Origin of the sequence: Streptomyces sp. DvalAA-43 (genome assembly GCF_900091725.1) — a bacterium.
GTDB lineage: Bacteria > Actinomycetota > Actinomycetes > Streptomycetales > Streptomycetaceae > Streptomyces > Streptomyces pulveraceus.
Genome location: NZ_FMBW01000026.1, coordinates 1 through 18,166, shown reverse-complemented (window position 1 = coordinate 18,166; position 18,166 = coordinate 1). Strand labels below are relative to the sequence as shown.

Here is an 18,166-nt window from a genome sequence, read left to right as displayed (position 1 = left end):
GGACGGACGACTACTCCGCCGCCCTCTTCTTCTCCTCGGCGTCCTCGATCAACGCCTCGGCGAGCTGCTGCATCGACAGCCGACGATCCATCGACGTCTTCTGGATCCACCGGAACGCGGCAGGCTCGGACAGCCCGTAATCCGTCTGCAGAATGCTCTTCGCCCGGTCCACCAGCTTCCGCGTCTCCAGCCGCTGCGCGAGATCCGCGACCTCGTTCTCCAGCGCCTTCAGCTCCGCGAACCGCGACACCGCCATCTCGATGGCCGGCACCACGTCGCTCTTGCTGAACGGCTTCACCAGATACGCCATCGCCCCGGCGTCCCTGGCCCGCTCGACGAGATCGCGCTGCGAGAACGCGGTCAGCATCAGGACCGGCGCGATGGACTCCTCGGCGATCTTCTCGGCGGCGGAGATCCCGTCCAGCACCGGCATCTTCACATCGAGGATGACCAGATCCGGCCGGTGCTCCCGCGCCAACTCCACGGCCCGCTGCCCGTCCCCGGCCTCGCCGACGACCGCGTAGCCCTCTTCCTCCAGCATCTCTTTGAGGTCGAGACGGATCAGGGCCTCGTCCTCGGCGATGACGACGCGGGTCGTCAGCGGCGGAACGTGCGACTTGTCGTCGTCGGCGGGCTGGGGCGACTCGGGGGTAGTCACGGGGCTCCTCGTTTCAAGGGCAGGCATAGCTTCTATGAGCCTACCTAGCAGCGGAGCGGACATGTCACCCGGTACACTTTCCGGCAGCAGCCTCGCCGGGTTGGTGGAATGGCATACACGGATGTCTCAAACACATCTGCCCGAAAGGGCTTGCGGGTTCGAATCCCGCACTCGGCACGCACAAGAGAAAGCGGATGTTCACGTTCTCGTGAACATCCGCTTTCTGCTGCACGCGGTAGCACATAGTCACTCATAGTGTTCACATGAACTTTCACGGCCCGGAGTTACGTCAGAGGGCACTCACGCTCCTTCGTGGCGGCGCAAAGAACGCGGACGTGGCACGGAGGCTGAACGTCCCCGCAGGCACGATCAGCTACTGGAAACACATGGACCGCGCCAAGCGTGGCGAGTGTCCGGGAGCCCATCGTTCATACTGCCCCCGGTGCGAAGGGGAGCTGGATCGGTCGGCGTACGCCTACCTCCTGGGCCTCTACCTCGGCGACGGACACATAGTCCAGAACCAAGCGATGCACACGCCCAGCCTGTCGATCGCCTGTGCAGATTCCTGGCCTGGACTGATGGAACTGTGCGAGAACGCTATGCGCGCCGTCTTCCCTGAGAACTCCGTATGCAGAGTCCGCAGGAAAGGGTGCCATCAAGTGAAGATGTACTCGAAGCACCTCTGGTGCCTCTTCCCTCAGCACGGACCAGGCAAAAAGCACCAGCGCCGGATCATCCTCGAAGCCTGGCAGCGGGACATCGTGGACGCACACCCCTGGATGTTCATCCGTGGCCTGATCCACTCCGACGGATGTCGCATCACCAACTGGACCACGCGCCTCGTCGGCGGGGAGCGGAAGCGCTACGAGTACCCGCGCTATTTCTTCGCCAACAAGTCCGACGACATCCGCAAGCTCCTCTCCGACACTCTAGACAAGGTCGGAGTCGAGTGGACGACCCTCGCGCGCGGCAGCGACCCGTTCAACATCTCCGTCGCCCGACGGGCGTCCGTCGCTCTCATGGACGCCCACGTCGGGCCGAAGCACTGACGACCGGCCTACTTCGGGCTGTCGTCCTCGCCGATGTGGTGCACCCGCACCAGGTTCGTCGAGCCCGGGACGCCCGGCGGGGAGCCGGCCGTGATGACCACGATGTCGCCCTTCCGACAGCGGCCGATCTTCAGCAGCTCCTCGTCGACCTGGGCGACCATCGCGTCCGTCGAGTCCACGTGCGGGCCGAGGAAGGTCTCGACGCCCCAGGTCAGGTTCAGCTGGGAACGGGTGGCCGGGTCCGGGGTGAAGGCGAGGAGCGGGATGGGTGAGCGGTAGCGGGACAGTCGCCGGACGGTGTCGCCGCTCTGGGTGAAGGCGACCAGGAACTTCGCGCCGAGGAAGTCGCCCATCTCGGCCGCCGCGCGGGCCACCGCGCCGCCCTGGGTGCGGGGCTTGTTGCGGTCGGTCAGGGGCGGGAGGCCCTTGTCGAGGATGTCCTCCTCGGCCGCCTCGACGATGCGGGACATCGTGCGGACCGTCTCGATCGGGTACTTGCCCACGCTGGTCTCGCCGGAGAGCATCACCGCGTCCGTGCCGTCGATGACGGCGTTGGCGACGTCGGAGGCCTCCGCCCGGGTGGGGCGGGAGTTGTCGATCATCGAGTCGAGCATCTGGGTGGCGACGATGACCGGTTTGGCGTTGCGCCTGGCGAGTTTGATCGCGCGCTTCTGGACGATCGGTACCTGTTCCAGGGGCATTTCGACGCCGAGGTCGCCCCGGGCGACCATGATGCCGTCGAAGGCGGCGACGATGTCGTCGATGTTCTCGACGGCCTGGGGTTTCTCCACCTTGGCGATGACGGGGAGGCGGCGGCCCTCCTCGTCCATGATGCGGTGGACGTCCTCGATGTCGCGTCCGCTGCGTACGAAGGAGAGGGCGATGATGTCGGCGCCGGTGCGCAGGGCCCAGCGGAGGTCTTCGATGTCCTTCTCGGAGAGTGCGGGGACGGAGACGGCGACGCCGGGGAGGTTGAGGCCCTTGTGGTCGGAGACCATGCCGCCTTCGATGACGGTGGTGTGGACGCGGGGGCCGTCGACTTCGGTGACTTCGAGGGTGACGCGGCCGTCGTCGACGAGGATGCGTTCGCCGGTGGTGACGTCGGCGGCGAGGCCGTCGTAGGTGGTGCCGCAGGTGTGGCGGTCGCCTTCGACGGGTTCGACGGTGATGGTGAAGGTGTCGCCGCGTTCAAGGAGTACGGGGCCTTCGCGGAAGCGTCCGAGGCGGATCTTCGGGCCTTGAAGGTCGGCGAGGATGCCGACGCTGTGTCCGTTCTCGTCGGATGCTTTGCGTACGCGGTGGTATCGCTCTTCGTGTTCGGCGTAGGTGCCGTGGCTGAGGTTGAGGCGGGCGATGTCCATTCCCGCTTCGACCAATGCCTTGATCTGGTCGTATGTGTCGACGGCGGGGCCCAGGGTGCAGACGATTTTTGCTCGGCGCATGGTTCGACCCTAGACCTTACCTACGGGTAGTTGATTGGCGTGCCGTGACTGCTCAACGACCTTTGGATGAAAGGTTGTTGACAAGTGTTGAATTGTGCGGCGGGGCGCTCGGATGAGCATTTCGTCCGGGTGGGACAGCGGGTGGTCATCAGATCGAAACCCGCAGGGGGTGTTGCGGGGTGTGGCTCCTGGGTCATTATCTACGCGCGTTGTGTGCGGTGGTCCTTGCTGTCGGGGTGCCGTGCCGTGCGAGAACCGGGTTGCGTGAGAACTGAGATGTGGGAGACGAAATGCCGCTGAACCGTAGGACGTTCCTGGGCACATCGGCGGCTGCCGGTGCGGGTGTGGCGATCGCGGGGGGTTCCGCGGTGCCGGCCGCGGCTCATGGGCACGGGCATGGGCATGGCCATGGGCGTCCGCCGAAGCGGTACTCGTTCACGGTGATGGGGACGACGGATCTGCATGGGAATGTCTTCAACTGGGACTATTTCACCGACAAGGAGTTCGACGACAAGGATCACAATGATGTCGGCCTGGCGAAGATCTCGACTCTGGTGAACCAGGTGCGCCAGGAGAAGGGGCGCGCCAACACGCTGATGATCGATGCGGGTGACACGATCCAGGGCACGCAGTTGTCGTACTACTACGCGAAGATCGATCCGATCACGGCGAAGCGTGGTCCGGTTCATCCGATGGCGCAGGCGATGAATGCGATCGGGTACGACGCGGCGGCGTTGGGTAACCATGAGTTCAATTACGGCATTCCGGTTCTGCGGAAGTTCGAGGAGCAGTGTGATTTCCCGCTGCTGGGTGCGAATGCGCTGGATGCGAAGACGTTGCGGCCGGCGTTCGCTCCGTATGTGATCAAGAAGATGCGTACTCCGCATGGTCGGGATGTGAAGGTGGCGATTCTGGGTCTGACCAATCCGGGTATCGCGATCTGGGACAAGGCGAATGTGAGCGGGAAGATGGTGTTCCCGGGTCTGGAGGAGCAGGCGGCGAAGTTTGTGCCGCGGCTTCGTTCGATGGGTGCGGATGTGGTGATTGTTTCGGCGCATTCGGGGAACAGTGGTACGTCGTCGTACGGTGATCAGATTCCGTATGTGGAGAATGCGGCGGGTCTGGTGGCGGAGCAGGTGCCGGGTATCGACGCGATTCTGGTGGGTCACGCGCATCTGGAGATCCCCGAGTATTTCGTGGAGAACAAGCAGACGGGCAAGAAGGTGGTGCTCTCCGAGCCGTTGAAGTGGGGGCAGCGGCTGACGCTGTTCGACTTCGATCTGGTGTGGGAGAAGGGCCGCTGGGTGGTGGAGCGGGCGGGTTCGCAGGTGTTGAACTCCAACACGGTGGCGGAGGACCGGAAGATCACGAGGTTGCTGGCGGACGAGCACAAGAAGGTTGTGGCGTATGTCAATCAGGTGATCGGTACGTCGACGGCGGCGATGACGACGGCGGAGGCTGCGTGGAAGGACGAGCCGATCATCGATCTGATCAATGTCGTTCAGGCGGAGACGGTGAAGGCGGCGTTGGCGGGTGGTGCGTATGCGGCGCTTCCGGTGCTTTCGCAGGCGTCGTGTTTCTCGCGTACGGCGCAGATTCCGGCCGGTGATGTGACGATCAAGGATGCGGCGGGGCTGTATCCGTTCGAGAACACGCTTGAGGCGCGGCTGCTGACGGGTGCGCAGTTGAAGGATTACCTGGAGTTCTCGGCGAGGTATTACGTGCAGACGGCGGCGGGTGTGCCGGTGGACACGGCGAAGTTGACGAATGCGGGCAATACTCCGGATTACAACTATGACGCGGTGTCGGGTCTGACGTATGAGATCGATATTGCGAAGCCGAATGGTTCGCGGATTGTGAATCTGTCGTTCGAGGGGAAGCCGATCGATGCGGCGGCGCAGTTTGTGCTGGCGGTGAATAATTATCGGGCGAGTGGTGGTGGGAACTTCCCGCATGTGGCGGGTGCGAAGCAGTTGTGGGCGAATTCGGAGGAGATCCGGAACACGATCATTGCTTGGGTGCAGGCGAAGGGTTCGGTGGATGGTGCGCAGTTCGCTTCGGTGGACTGGCGTCTGACGCGTGAGGGTACGCCGGTGTTCTAGGCGGTGTGGTGGTGGGCGGCCGTTCTCTCTTGTGTGGAGGGGGCGGCCGCCTTTTTGTGTGGTGGGGTCAGTTGTGCTGGGTGAGGGGGATGAGGTCGGGGTCCTGGGTGGGGTGTGGGGGGTGTGGGGGGTGAGGCCGAAGGTGGTGAAGGCGGTGCGTTCGGGGAGGGGTAGGGGTTGGTGCCGGTGAGGTCGTTGAGGATGGTGGCGCTGCGCCAGGCGGCGAGTCCGAGGTCGGGGGCGCCTACGCCGTGGGTGTGGCGTTCGGCGTTCTGTACGTAGATGTTGCCGGTGATGGTGGGGTCGAGGTCGAGGCGGAATCGGTGGTCGATGCGGGGGCGTTGGGAGGCGTCGCGGCACATGTGGGGGTGGAGGCCGGTGAGGATGCGGTCGAGGGAGCGTTCGCGGTAGCCGGTGGCGAGGATGACGGCGTCGGTGGTGAGTCGGGTGCGGGTGTTCTGTTGGGTGTGTTCGAGGTGGAGTTCGATGCGGTTGTTGGCGAGGCGTCCTGCGGTGCGTACGGAGACGCCGGGGGTGAGGGTGGTGTGGGGCCAGCCGCCGTGGAGGGTGCGGCGGTAGAGCTCGTCGTGGATGGCGGCGATGGTGTCGGCGTCGATGCCTTTGTGGAGTTGCCATTGGTGGGGGACGAGTTCGTCGCGTACGGATTCGGGGAGGGCGTGGAAGTAGCGGCTGTAGTCGGGGGTGAAGTGTTCGAGGCCGAGTTTGGAGTACTCCATGGGTGCGAAGGCTTGGGTGCGGGCGAGCCAGTGGAGGTTTTCGTGTCCGGTGGGGCGGGCGCGGAGGAGGTCGAGGAAGATTTCGGCGCCGGATTGGCCTGAGCCGATGACGGTGATGTGGTCGGCGTCGAGGAGTTGTTGGCGGTGGTGGAGGTAGTCGGCGGAGTGGATGACGGGGATGCCGTCGGCTTCGGTGAGTGGTTTGAGGGGTGCGGGGATGTGGGGTTCGGTGCCGATGCCGAGGGCGATGTGGCGGGCGTGGGCGCGGCCGAGTGCTTCGGCTTCGCCTTCGTCGTCGAGTTGGGTGAAGTCGATTTCGAAGAGGTGGCGTTGGTTGTTCCAGCGGACGGCGTCGACCTGGTGGCTGAAGTGGAGGTTGGGGAGTTGGCTGGTGACCCAGCGGCAGTAGGCGTCGTATTCGGCGCGTTGGATGTGGAAGCGTTCGGCGAAGTAGAAGGGGAAGAGCCGGTCGCGGCTGCGTAGGTAGTTGAGGAAGGTCCAGGGGCTGGTGGGGTCGGCGAGGGTGACGAGGTCGGCGAGGAAGGGGACTTGGAGGCTGGCTCCGTCGATGAGGAGGCCGGGGTGCCAGTGGAAGGCGGGGCGTTGTTCGTAGAAGGTGGCGGTGAGGGGGTGGTGGGTGGTGGGGGTGCCGTGGGCGAGGGCGGCGAGGGAGAGGTTGAAGGGGCCGATGCCGATGCCGATGAGGTCGTGTGGCTGGTCGGTGTCGGGGGTGGGCAGGTCGGTCATCGGGGGGTGTTGCCTTCCGCGAGGTCGTGGGTGAGTTGGTTGACGAGGTCGAGGAGTGTGTGGAGGTGGTGGGGGGTGGTGTGGGGGTTGAGGAGGGTGGCTTTGAGCCAGAGGCGGTTGTGGGCGTGGGCGCGGCCGAGTACGGCGTGGCCGCGGGTGAGGAGGGTGCGGCGGATGGTGGCGACGGTGGTGTCGGTGGCGTTGGTGGGGCGGAAGAGGACGGTGCTGATGGTGGGGTGGTCGTAGAGGTCGAGGGTGGGGGTTTTGTCGATGAGGTCGGCGAGGTGGTGGGCGGTGGTGAGGGTGCGGTCGATGAGGTCGGCGAGTCCGGTGCGGCCGAGTGCTTGGAGGGTGACGGCGATTTTGAGGGCGTCGGGGCGGCGGGTGGTGCGGAGGGAGCGGCCGAGGAGGTCGGGGAGGCCGGCTTCGGTGTCGTCGTCGGCGTTGAGGTAGGGGGCTTGGTGGTGGAGTGGGGTGAGGTGGTTGCGGTGGGGGACGGCGAGGATGCCTGCGGGTGCGGGTTGCCAGCCGAGTTTGTGGAGGTCGAGGGTGACGCTGTGGGCGCGGTCGAGGCCGTGGATCTTGTTGCGGTGGGTGGGGCTGAAGAGGAGGGGGCCGCCGTAGGCGGCGTCGATGTGGAGTTCGGCGCCGTGGGTGGTGCAGAGGTCGGCGATGGCGGTGAGTGGGTCGATCTGGCCGGTGTCGGTGGTGCCGGCGGTGGCGGTGACGAGGAGGGGTTGGTGGCGGTGGTGGGTGAGGGCTTGGTGGAGTGCGGTGAGGTCCATGACGCCGTTGGGGGCGGGGATGGTGAGGGGTGTGGGGAGGCCGAGGAGCCAGGCGGCGCGGGTGATGCTGTGGTGGGCGTTGGTGGCGCAGATGGTTTGTACGGGGCCGTTGCGTTCGCGGGCGAGGAGGAGGGCGAGTTGGTTGGATTCGGTGCCGCCGGTGGTGATGAGTGCGTCGGGGGTGGGTTGGTGGGGGTAGATCTCGGCGGCGAGGGCGGCGGTGGTGTCGGCTTCGAGGGCTGAGGCGGCGGGGGCCTGGTCCCAGGAGTCCATGGAGGGGTTGAGGGCGGAGGCGGCGAGGTCGGCTGCGGTGGCGAGGGCGAGGGGTGGGGTGTGGAGGTGGGCGGTGCAGAGGGGGTCTGCGGGGTCTGCGGCGCCTTCGGTGAGGGCGGTGACGAGGGTGCGCAGGGCGTGGTGGGGGCCGGTGCCGTGGTCGGGGATGAGGGGGTGGGTGGCGGTGCGGGTGTGGGGGGTGACGGCGTCGGGGCCGCCGGCGGGGAGGGGGCCGTCGCGTCGGTGGGCTCCGTCGTGGAGTGCGGTGAGGACGGTGTCGATGAGGGGGCGTAGGGCGGTGGGGCCGGTGGTGGTTCCGGCGAGGGGTGGGAGTGGTGGGGGTGGGGTGGGCATGGTGGTGGGGCCCTTCGGGGTGCGGGGCGGGGCATGGGTCGACGTGCCAGCTTGTCCGGGTTTCCGGGGGCGTGGTCGTGGAGTGGGGTGAGGTGAACTCGAAAGAGGGATGGGCGTTGGTGTCGGGGTGAGTTCCGGTGGTATGGGGGTGCGGGGGTGGACATGGGTGTGCCCGGCGTCTCCCCTGTGGGGTGGCGCCGGGCACGGGTGGTGCGGGTGTGGGGTGGTGGGTCAGTGGGCGTTGCGTACGGCGAGGGCGCGGCGCAGGTCGTCGATCTGGTCGGCGAGCCTGCGGTGGAGGGCGGGGGTGAGGGTCTTGTCGTTCAGGGCTTGTTCGCCGTGGTTGAGGCTGTCGTGGTCGACGGCGTACGCGGGGAAGGCGTAGCGTCCGACCGCGTCGGCGATGGCGGGGCCGCGGCGGGCGGCGAGTCCGGTGGCTTCGGGGTAGTAGCGGGGTACGTACTCGTGTACGAGGTCGGCCTGTTCGGGTTGCCAGAAGCCCTGGGCGATGGCGATGAAGAGGTAGTTGGAGAGGCTGTCGTCGTGGAACAGGGTGTTCCAGGCGGTGGCTTTGGCTTCGGGGGTGGGGAGGGCGGCGCGGCAGCGGGCGGCGCCTTCCTGTCCGGTGGCGCTGGGGTCCTGTTCGAGTGCGGCGGCGATGGTGGTTTCGTCGGTGGCGCCGAGGACGGCGAGGCGGGTGAGGATGCGCCAGTTGAGTTCGGGGTCGAGTTCGGGTCCGCCGGGGACGGTGCCGTTGGTGAGCCAGTCCTGGATGGTGTCGGGCTGGGTGGCGGCGTCGATGAGGTGGCGTACGGCGGTGAGGCGGAGGCCTGGGTTGTGGCCGTCCTCGGTGCGGCGGATGAGGTCGCGGCAGAGTGCGGTGAGGGTGGCGAGGGCGGCGGGGCGTTGTTCGGGGGCGAGGTAGCGGCGGGCGATGTGGGTGCCGGCGAAGGCGAGTACGCCTTGGGTGAGGGCGAGGTCGGTTTCGTGGGGGAGGTGGGTGCGGGCCGCTTCGAGGTAGGTGGTGGGGGCGAGTTGGCCGTCGCGGACCATGTCGCGGGCGGCGTTCCAGATGACGGCGCGGGTCAGGGCGTCGGGGATGCCGGAGAGGTTGGTGAGGACGGTGTCCCAGGACTGGGCGTCGAGGCGGATCTTGGCGTAGCTGAGGTCGCCGTCGTTGAGGACGAGGAGTGCGGGGCGGTGGCCGGGGTGCGGGTCGGGTGTGCCGGCCTGGGGGACGTCGATGTCGAAGCGGTCGCGCAGGACGAGGCGGTCGGTGGCGGTGTGGGTGTCCGGGGCGTGGTCGTAGGCGCCGACGGCGATGCGGTGGGGGCGGTTGCCGTGGTGGTCGACGGTGAGGGCCCAGGTGGAGTCGGTTTCTTCGACGTGGGAGGTGAGGGTGTCGACTCCGGTGGTGCGGAGCCAGGCGTCGGCCCAGGCGTGGACGTCGCGGTCGGTGGCCGATGCGAGGTTGTCGATGAAGTCGGCGAGGGTGGCGTTGGCGAATTTGTGGCGGGCGAAGTGGGTGTTGATGCCGGCGAGGAAGTCTTTTTCGCCGAGCCAGGCGACGAGTTGGCGCAGGGCGGATGCGCCCTTGGCGTAGGAGATGCCGTCGAAGTTGAGCATGGCGGACGCGGTGTCGGGGACGGCGTCCGGGTCGGGGGCGACGGGGTGGGTGGAGGGGCGCAGGTCGGCGTCGTAGCCCCAGCCCTTGCGGGCGACGCCGAAGTCGACCCAGGTGTCGGTGAAGCGGGTGGCTTCGGCGAGGGTCTGGTAGCCCATGTATTCGGCGAAGGACTCGTTGAGCCAGATGTCGTCCCACCAGGCGAGGGTGACGAGGTCGCCGAACCACATGTGGGCCATTTCGTGGGCGATGACCATGCCGCGGGTCTGGCGTTCGGTATCGGTGACGGCGGAGCGGTAGACGAATTCGTCGCGGAAGGTGACGAGTCCGGGGTTTTCCATGGCGCCGGCGTTGAATTCGGGGACGAAGGCCTGGTCGTAGGAGTCGAAGGGGTAGGGCTCGTCGAACTTCTCGTGGAAGCGGTCGAAGCAGGCGCGGGTGATGTCGAGGATCTCGTCGGCGTCGGTGTCGAGGTGGGGGGCGAGTGAGCGGCGGCAGTGGATGCCGAAGGGCAGTCCGGCGTGTTCGGTGGTCACGGAGTGCCAGGGACCTGCGGCGATGGCGACGAGGTAGGTGGAGATGATGGGGGTGGTGGCGAGGGTCCAGTGGCCGTTGCCCTGGTGGTCGGCGATGCCGTTGCCGAGGACGGTCCAGCCTTCGGGGGCGGTGACGGTGAGCGCGAAGACGGACTTGAGGTCGGGCTGGTCGAATGCGGCGAAGACGCGTTGGGCGTCGTCGAGGCAGAGTTGGGTGTAGAGGTAGGTCTCGCCGTCGGTGGGGTCGGTGAAGCGGTGCATGCCTTCGCCGGTGCGGGAGTAGGTCATGGCGGCGTCGACGCGCAGTTCGTGGGTGCCGGGGGTGAGTGCGGTGAGGGGGAAGCGGTTGTCGACGAGGTCGGCGGGGTCGAGGGGGTGTCCGTCGAGGCTGATGGAGCGCAGGGTGGCCGGCTTGAGTTCGACGAAGGTGTCTCCGGCCGCGGTTGCGGTGAACTGGATGACGGTGCGGGAGTCGAAGGTCTCCTCGCCCGTGGTCAGATCGAGGTCGATCGTGTACCGGTGTACGTCGAGGAACTGGGCTCGGGTCTGCGCTTCGTCGCGCGTCAGTACGGACATGTGTCCATGCTGCCGTATGCGGTGGGCGGGCCGCAGGCGGGTTCTCCCATGGCTGAGGGGGGTCGCCGGGTGGGTCCGTACTGGCGCGGCCGTTGGTGTCCGGGGGGTGTTCCGCGCGGTGCTGTGGGCGCTCGGTCGTGCGGTGCTGTTGGCGGTGGGTGCTCGGGGGTCGTTGCGGTGCTCGCGTCGTGTGCGGTTCGGCCGGGGTGGTGCCGGGCCTGGTGGGGGTGGGCCTGCTGGTCCTCCCCCACTGCGCGGCTGCCGGGCTGCCCGCGCCTCGGGCGCGGGCATGGGGCTCCGTCGTACCGGCGGGCTCAGGCCTCCGGGTTCGTGGCTGATTCCTCTGCGATCCGTTCGTGGTGGCGGATGACTTCCGCCACGATGAAGTTCAGCAGCTTCTCGGCGAAGGCCGGGTCCAGGTGGGCGCTTTCGGCGAGCTGCCTCAGCCGGGTGATCTGCCTGCTCTCGCGGGCGGGGTCGGCCGGGGGGAGGTGGTGGGCGGCCTTGAGGTGGCCGACCTGCTGGGTGCACTTGAAGCGCTCGGCGAGCATGTGGACAACAGCGGCGTCAATGTTGTCGATGCTCTCGCGCAGCCGGTTCAGTTCCGCGTTCACGGACTCGTCGATGTCCCTCGTCGTCATGGTCAGTGAGCTTAGGCCTTTCGTTCGGATCGGGCCGGATCAGGGAGCGGGGTCCGGTGCCGTGCGTCGCAAGGCGGATGAGGGAGTCGACGCGGAGCGTCGTCGATCGACGTCAACGCGGCGAGGTGCGGCACCGGGGCACGCGAGCCCGGCATGATCCGGGCGGGAGGTCTTAGACGGCCGGGCCCTGCGGGGTGATCGTCGGTGGGTGCTCGGGGTCGGGGACCTGGTCGCTCCAGCCGCCGGGGACGTTGCGGCCCTGCTGTTCGCGGAAGCGGACGGGGGCGGTGCCGACGCGGCGGGCGAAGAGGCGGGAGAAGTACGCCGGGTCGTCGTAGCCGACGCGTCGGGCGACGGCGGCGACCGGCAGGTCCGTGGCGGCGAGGAGTTCCTTGGCGCGGCCGAGCCGGATGGTGAGGAGGTAGTCCTTGGGGCTGCACCCGGCGCCCCGCCGTACCGCGGTGCGCAGTTCGGCGGGTGTCATGCCGTGCCGGGCGGCGTGTTCGGCGACGGACAGGGACTGGAAGGCGTCGCGGGCCAGGGCGTGCAGGACGGGGTCGCCGTCGGGGCTGACGTCGGCGCGGGCGCGGCGCAGGGCGACGAGGAGTTCGTGGACGGCGGCGCCGGTCTCGACCTCCAGCAGCGGGTTGCCGCGGCGGGCCGCGCGTACGATCCGGCCGATCGCGGCGCGTGGGGCGGCGGTGTCCGCGAGCGGGACGAGCGGGCGGTCGGGCTCGATGTAGCCGAGTTCGGTGTAGGTGGTGGTGGCGGGGCCGGTGAAGTCGACGAAGCTCTCGTCCCAGCCGGTGCCGGGGTCGGCGCCGTAGTGGTGCGGGGTGCCGGGGGTGAGCCAGATCAGGCTGGGTGCGGTGACGGGTGTCCGGCGGCCGTCGGGGCCGGTGAACCAGCCGCTGCCGGAGTGGATGACGACGGCCACGTGGTGGTCCAGGGTGCGTGGGCCGACGGTCGGCAGTGCGCCGTGCTGGAGTCCCACGCCCAGGCAGACGAGGCCCAGCCGGTGGTGGAGCGGGCTGGGGGTGAAGAAACGCATCCAGGTGTGGTACATCGGCCGTCCTTCCTCCCCTTCTTCGTGTCGGTTCTTCGTGTCGGTCCGGAATTGGTCCGAACAATTGTGTCCAAACAGCAGTGATCTTTGTCCATGGACCGGCTGGACGCCAGGGGGCGAGGCTGGTGGCACCATTCCTCCCGGGTTCGCCCGCTCCGTGGTGCGTGCCGTCGTACGGTCCCGGGGTCTCGCGGTGCCGGGGGGCCACACGCACAGGAGAGTACGAGCACGATGGCTGACTTCACCGTGGGGGACGACCACTTCCGGCTCGACGGGAAGCCCGTACGGCTGCTGTCGGGGGCCCTGCATTACTTCCGGGTGCACGAGGCGCAGTGGGATCACCGGCTGTCGATGCTGCGTGCCATGGGGCTGAACTGTGTCGAGACGTATGTGCCGTGGAATCTGCACGAGCCGCAGCCGGGCCGGTTCCGGGACGTGGCGGCGCTCGGCCGGTTCCTGGACGCGGCGCAGCGGGCCGGGCTGTGGGCGATCGTCCGCCCGGGTCCGTACATCTGCGCCGAGTGGGAGAACGGTGGTCTGCCGGTCTGGGTGACGGGGCGGTTCGGCCGGCGGGTGCGGTCGCGTGACGCGGAGTATCTGGGGGCGGTGGAGCGGTGGTTCACGGCGTTGCTGCCGCAGGTGGTGCAGCGGCAGATAGGGCGCGGCGGGCCGGTGATCATGGTCCAGGCGGAGAACGAGTACGGGAGTTTCGGCTCCGATCAGGTCTATCTCCGGCGGGTGGCCGGGATGCTGCGTGAGCGCGGGGTGACGGTGCCGCTGTTCACGTCGGACGGGCCGGAGGACCACATGCTCACGGGTGGTTCCGTGCCGGGGCTGCTGGCCACGGCGAACTTCGGGTCGGGTGCGCGGGAGGCGTTCGAGGTGCTGCGCCGTCATCAGCCGAAGGGGCCGTTGATGTGCATGGAGTTCTGGTGCGGGTGGTTCGAGCACTGGGGTGCCGAGCCGATCGTACGGAGGCCGGCGCAGGCCACGGAGGCGTTGCGGGAGGTCCTGGAGTGCGGGGCGTCGGTGAACGTCTACATGGCGCACGGGGGAACGAATTTCGCCGGGTGGGCGGGGGCGAACCGGTCCGGTCCGATCCAGGACCAGGATTTCCTGCCGACGGTGACGTCGTACGACTACGACGCGCCGGTCGACGAGTACGGCCGTGCCACGGAGAAGTTCCGGCTGTTCCGCGAGGTGCTCGCCGAGTACGTGGACGGGCCGCTTCCGGAGCTTCCGCCGGAGCCGGTGGGGCTTGCGGTTCCGGTGCGGGCGGAGCTGACGGAGTGGGCGTCGCTGGATGCCGTGCTGGAGGCGCTGGGTGATGAGGAGGCGGCGCCGTCCGGTGTTCCGCCGACCTTCGAGGAGCTGGGTGTCGACCGGGGTCTGGTGCGCTATCGGGTGGGTGTGCCCGGTCCGCGCCGGCCGTACGAGCTGAGTGTGACGGGGCTCCGGGACCGGGCCGTGGTGCTTGTGGACGGGGTCCGGGCGGGTGTGCTGACCGAGGAGGACAGCACCCTGGGCGAGCCGGTGGCCGGGCCCGCGGAGGTCGAGCTGTGGGTGGAGTCGCTGGGCCGGGTCAATTACGGGCCGCGGCTCGGTGAGCCCAAGGGGATCACGGGCGGGGTGCGGCACGAGCGGCAGTATCTGCACGGGGTGCGGGCGCGGGCGCTGCGTCTGGACGCGTTCGAGGAGCCGGGCGCGGTGGCGGAGGTGGCGTTCGGCAGTGCCGAGGGGGCCGGTTCCACCGGGCTCTTCCGGGGGACGTTCGAGGTCGCCGGGGTGGACGGTACGGACCACGCGGGGCTGGAACTGCCGGGCTGGACGCGCGGGTTCGTGTGGGTGAACGGGTTCTGCCTGGGGCGGTACTGGTCGGTGGGTGCGCAGCGGACGCTGTATGTGCCGGGGCCGGTGCTGCGGGAGGGGGCCAACGAGGTGTGGGTGCTGGAGCTGGAGGGTGCGGGCGCGCCGTATGCGGAGCTGGGTCCGGGGGTGTCCGTCCGGACGGACACCCCCGGGGATGATGCTCAGGTGTGACTCGGCGACCGGCCGGGCCCTGGGTCAGAGCGTGGCTGCCGCGGCCGCGATGTTGGCGGCGAACGTCGAGACCTCGCTGTACACGCCGGGGTAGCCGGGCTCGGCGCAGCCCTGGCCCCAGCTGACGATGCCGACCTGGATCCAGGCTCCGGCGTTGTCCTTGCGGAACATGGGGCCGCCGGAGTCGCCCTGGCAGGTGTCCACACCGCCGGTGTCGATCAGTCCGGCGCAGATCTCGTCGCCGGGGACGAGGTCGCTGCCGTAGGCGGCCTGGCAGTCGGCGTCGGAGACGAACGGCACGGTGGCCTTGAGGAGGTAGCGCTGCTGGGCGCCGCCTTCGGTGGCCGCGCCCCAGCCGGCGATGGTGAAGGTGCCGTTGTTGTACGCGGTGTTGGTGGCGATCTTCAGGGTCGGCTGGTCGATGGGCTTGGCGAGCTTGATGAGCGCCCAGTCCTTGCCCGCGCCGTTGTAGCCGGGGGCCTGGAGGACCTTGGTGGACTTGACCTTGACCGCGCTGGAGGACTGCAGGTCGACGACGCCCGCGGTGGCGGTGATGGAGGTGTTGTTGCCCGAGCCGTCCACGCAGTGCGCGGCGGTGAGGACGATGTCCTTGGCGTAGAGGGCGCCGCCGCAGCCCATCGAGAGCCGGACCATGAACGGGAATTCGCCCTGGGCGGCGCGGGTTCCGCCGACGACCGGCTGGGGGGCCGCGGATGCTCCGGCGGGCTGGAGGCTGACGGCCGCGAGGACGACGGCGGCTATGACGGAACATCTCTTCACGGCACGCAGAAGCTGCTTCAAGAGACTGCCTTCTTTCGTGGGGGGTGCTTGTGGGGGGTGCGTATGAGGGTGCTTGTGGGGAGTACCTGTGCCCGAGCCGGGTTCTGACCTGCGGGCGACACAGCACCGCACCGTTGGTCATGCCCCCGACAAAGGCATGGTTCGGATTATCGGGAAATGATCACGGCGCCCACAAGGATCACTTTTCGGCCAAGATCATCCACAATGCTGCGGCTACAGTGAAAGCCGGTCGATCCTCGCGGATTGGGGGGACATGGCGGACGGCAGCGGGAACCACGTCCGGAGCACCGGCAGCCCGGTGGTCCACGGCTTCCCGCATCTCGAAACGGTCCGGTCCGCGATCACGGCGCTCTACCGGCGGCTCTCGTACGACGGTGTCCGCGGCTACGCCACGAGCCTCGCCCCCGTCGACGCGGCCTTCTCCGACCAGGACGATCTGTATCTCGGCGCCCAGCGGGTGGCCCGTTCGGTGGTCCAGCATCTGCACCTGCCGGACGCCCGCATGATCGTCGGCTTCCGGACGATGGAGCACGCCGCCGGCGTCGAACTGGCAGCGGGGCCCGAGTACTTCGTCGAACTCAACGACCGCTTCCGCACCCACCGCAGGGACATCGGCGCCGCGCTCGCGCACGAGGTCACCCATGTGCTGCTGCACCGCCTCGGCCTGGAGTTCCCCGGGACGCGCGACAACGAGATCCTCACCGACACCGTGACCACCTACCTCGGCGCGGGCTGGCTGCTGCTCGACGCCTTCCGCGAGGACGCGGTCTCCAGCCAGAAGCTCGGCTACCTCACCCCCGAGGAGTTCGGATACGTCCTCGCCAAGCGGGCGTTCGCCTTCGACGAGGACCCCTCGCCGTGGTTCACCAGCCCGCAGGCCTACGAGGCGTTCACGGCGGGGCGGGAACGGGCGCTGCGGGACTCCCGACAGCCGCCGCTCGCGGCGGCCGGCTGGGCGGACCGCCGCCGTTACGCGAAGGACCGGCGGCACGCCCAGGCCCGTCCGGGCACCCCCGCGGCCCCCGGTGCTCCGTACGCCTTCGAGAGCGGCCCGGCCGGGCCGGGGGTCTCCTTCGCGTGCCCGACCTGCCACCAGCGCATCCGCGTCCCGGTGCGCGGCCGGGTGCGGGCCCGGTGCGGGCTGTGCCGGACGGTCCTGGACTGCAACACCTGAGCCGTGCCGCCGCGACGGCCCCGGTGTTTCCCGTGCCACCGCCGCACGTCCGGCGGGAAGGACGGCCGCGTAGCCTTCGGAGCGGACCGGGAAGAGTCACGGGTCGGTGCGGGAGGACGGGATGACGGTGTCCGGGGGCGGCTGGTCATGGCTGCTGGACGACGTCGTCCGCGTGGTCTTCTCGTGGGACGAGGAACCCGCCCTGGCCGCGCGCCGTCTCGACGGCGTGCTCCGAAGGGTGACCCCGCACGAACTGATCCGGCTCGAATCGGGCTACCGGAGCCGGCGCTACAGCCTCGGCGCACTCGGTCGCGGTGCCCTGCCCGGTGACCTGACGCCGGACGATCCGACGGCCGACGCGACGGACGACCGGTACGGCACGGCCGTGGCGGCCCTGATGTCGTTCGACCGGTCGGGGTATCTGCGGGAGGCCGGCGTCGCGCGGCTCGCCGACACCGATGCCCCCTTCGCGGTGCCCTTCCTCCTGCTGCGGCTGAACGACCCGGTCGAGCAGGTGCGAGTGCTCTCGCAGGACGCGGTGGCCGCGCGGCTCCGTCCCGAACACGTGGGACTCCTCGTCGAGCTCCTCCCCCTCATCGACGGGCTGCGCCGGCGCCGCAGGGCCGGCCGGGTACTGGCCGCGGTGGAGGAGCTGCTCCACCGCGGCGGCATGGAGGCGCTGTGGAACGGTGCCCGGTCGGACGACCCCCTGGTGCGCGAGAGCAGTCTTCGGTGGCTCGCCCGGACCGATCCGGTCGCGGCCGCCGGGACCGCGTTCACGACCCGGGACCCCGCCCTGTGGCAGTGGGCCGCCCGCACCGCCACGTCCCCGCGGCTGACCCCGGCCGAGCAGGACGCGCTGCTGCCGCTCCTCGAAGGCAGCAGCAGCCCCCGTATCCGCCTGCGGGCCCTGCGGGCCAGGGCCCGGCAGCCGCACGGCGAAGCACAGCTGCGGCGGGCCGTGCTCGACCCGGACGCCAGGATCCGCTACCACGCCCGCGCCACGCTGTACGCCCGCGGGCACACGGATCTGGCGCCCCGGGTGTACCGCGACGCCCTGGCACCGGCCGCCGTGCCGGACACCACCGCCATCGGCGCACTCGGCGGACTGGCCGACCTCGGGAACGCCCGCGACGTGCCCCGGATACTGGACTTCACCGCCCACCCCAAGGCCCGCGTACGCGCCGAGGCCTGGCGGGCCCTGAGCATCCTGGCCCCGGAGGAAGTGAGCCGGAGAACCGACCGGCTGGCCGCCGACCCCAGCAACAAGGTGCGACGCCACCTCCCCGCCCCGCCCGCGGACTGACCGACGCCGCAGCGACGTCCGGGGCGCGGCTTCGTCACTCCGTCACGCGGGGTCGCCCCACCCGAGGTACCGCTGGACGCACGAGGGCGCCCGGATCGGATGATCCGGGCGCCCTCGTGATCCGCTACACGTCCTGCACGGTCACATGCCCCGTACAGGCTCCGCGCGCCTGCGCGGCTACGTACTCCGTACGACTACGCGGCCCTGCGGCCGCGTCCTGCCGCCGCGCCGCCGCGCCCGGCACCGGAGCGCCCG

12 protein-coding genes, 1 tRNA gene and 1 pseudogene are annotated in these 18,166 nt (G+C 69.1%); 6 read left to right on the top strand and 8 right to left on the bottom strand.

What is annotated here, in order from left to right; genetic code table 11:
• Positions 1 to 10 precede the first annotated feature (10 nt).
• Positions 11 to 658: an ANTAR domain-containing response regulator gene (locus GA0115234_RS04965; protein ID WP_093539615.1), complete on the bottom strand. Its 648-nt coding sequence runs from the start codon at positions 656 to 658 to the stop codon at positions 11 to 13.
• Between the two features lie 94 nt (positions 659 to 752).
• On the opposite strand from GA0115234_RS04965, the gene GA0115234_RS04960 reads away from it, so the two are divergent.
• Positions 753 to 835 (top strand) — tRNA-Leu (locus tag GA0115234_RS04960).
• Positions 836 to 921: 86 nt separating this feature from the next.
• The gene (locus GA0115234_RS04955; protein ID WP_093539614.1) at positions 922 to 1,707 is read left to right on the top strand and encodes a hypothetical protein; all 786 of its coding nucleotides are present in this window, start codon (positions 922 to 924) and stop codon (positions 1,705 to 1,707) included.
• An 8-nt stretch (positions 1,708 to 1,715) separates the two neighbouring features.
• Here the strand turns inward: GA0115234_RS04955 and pyk are convergent, their stop codons facing one another.
• Positions 1,716 to 3,149 carry a pyruvate kinase gene (pyk, locus tag GA0115234_RS04950; RefSeq protein WP_093539613.1) on the bottom strand — a complete coding sequence of 478 codons (1,434 nt, stop codon included), beginning with the start codon at positions 3,147 to 3,149 and terminating at the stop codon, positions 1,716 to 1,718.
• A gap of 290 nt (positions 3,150 to 3,439) precedes the next feature.
• Here pyk and GA0115234_RS04945 point away from each other — a divergent pair, with 290 nt between their 5' ends.
• Positions 3,440 to 5,251: a bifunctional metallophosphatase/5'-nucleotidase gene (locus GA0115234_RS04945; RefSeq protein WP_093539612.1), complete on the top strand. Its 1,812-nt coding sequence runs from the start codon at positions 3,440 to 3,442 to the stop codon at positions 5,249 to 5,251.
• Between the two features lie 84 nt (positions 5,252 to 5,335).
• On the opposite strand, the pseudogene GA0115234_RS04940 reads toward GA0115234_RS04945, so the two are convergent.
• From GA0115234_RS04940 to GA0115234_RS04920, 5 genes and pseudogenes are all read right to left on the bottom strand, one after another.
• Positions 5,336 to 6,735, bottom strand: a pseudogene (locus tag GA0115234_RS04940) (lysine N(6)-hydroxylase/L-ornithine N(5)-oxygenase family protein); the annotation flags it as partial.
• Positions 6,732 to 8,147, bottom strand: a complete 1,416-nt coding sequence (locus GA0115234_RS04935) for a pyridoxal phosphate-dependent decarboxylase family protein (protein WP_093539611.1) — start codon at positions 8,145 to 8,147, stop codon at positions 6,732 to 6,734. The pseudogene GA0115234_RS04940 and the gene GA0115234_RS04935, both read right to left, overlap by 4 nt.
• 231 nt (positions 8,148 to 8,378) lie before the next feature.
• Positions 8,379 to 10,883, bottom strand: a complete 2,505-nt coding sequence (gene pepN, locus GA0115234_RS04930) for an aminopeptidase N (protein WP_093539610.1) — start codon at positions 10,881 to 10,883, stop codon at positions 8,379 to 8,381.
• Between the two features lie 314 nt (positions 10,884 to 11,197).
• Positions 11,198 to 11,524: a chorismate mutase gene (locus tag GA0115234_RS04925; RefSeq protein ID WP_093539609.1), complete on the bottom strand. Its 327-nt coding sequence runs from the start codon at positions 11,522 to 11,524 to the stop codon at positions 11,198 to 11,200.
• Positions 11,525 to 11,696: 172 nt separating this feature from the next.
• On the bottom strand, positions 11,697 to 12,590 hold the full coding sequence (locus GA0115234_RS04920; protein ID WP_093539608.1) for a helix-turn-helix domain-containing protein: 894 nt from the start codon (positions 12,588 to 12,590) through the stop codon (positions 11,697 to 11,699).
• Between the two features lie 231 nt (positions 12,591 to 12,821).
• Here GA0115234_RS04920 and GA0115234_RS04915 point away from each other — a divergent pair, with 231 nt between their 5' ends.
• Positions 12,822 to 14,630, top strand: coding sequence for a glycoside hydrolase family 35 protein (locus GA0115234_RS04915; RefSeq protein WP_093539607.1), 1,809 nt, complete (start codon positions 12,822 to 12,824; stop codon positions 14,628 to 14,630).
• 24 nt (positions 14,631 to 14,654) lie between these two features.
• Here the strand turns inward: GA0115234_RS04915 and GA0115234_RS04910 are convergent, their stop codons facing one another.
• The gene (locus GA0115234_RS04910) at positions 14,655 to 15,431 is read right to left on the bottom strand and encodes a S1 family peptidase (protein ID WP_093539606.1); all 777 of its coding nucleotides are present in this window, start codon (positions 15,429 to 15,431) and stop codon (positions 14,655 to 14,657) included.
• A 253-nt stretch (positions 15,432 to 15,684) separates the two neighbouring features.
• On the opposite strand from GA0115234_RS04910, the gene GA0115234_RS04905 reads away from it, so the two are divergent.
• The gene (locus GA0115234_RS04905; protein ID WP_093539605.1) at positions 15,685 to 16,605 is read left to right on the top strand and encodes a hypothetical protein; all 921 of its coding nucleotides are present in this window, start codon (positions 15,685 to 15,687) and stop codon (positions 16,603 to 16,605) included.
• A 121-nt stretch (positions 16,606 to 16,726) separates the two neighbouring features.
• Positions 16,727 to 17,911, top strand: a complete 1,185-nt coding sequence (locus GA0115234_RS04900) for a hypothetical protein (RefSeq protein WP_093539604.1) — start codon at positions 16,727 to 16,729, stop codon at positions 17,909 to 17,911.
• Positions 17,912 to 18,166 lie beyond the last annotated feature (255 nt).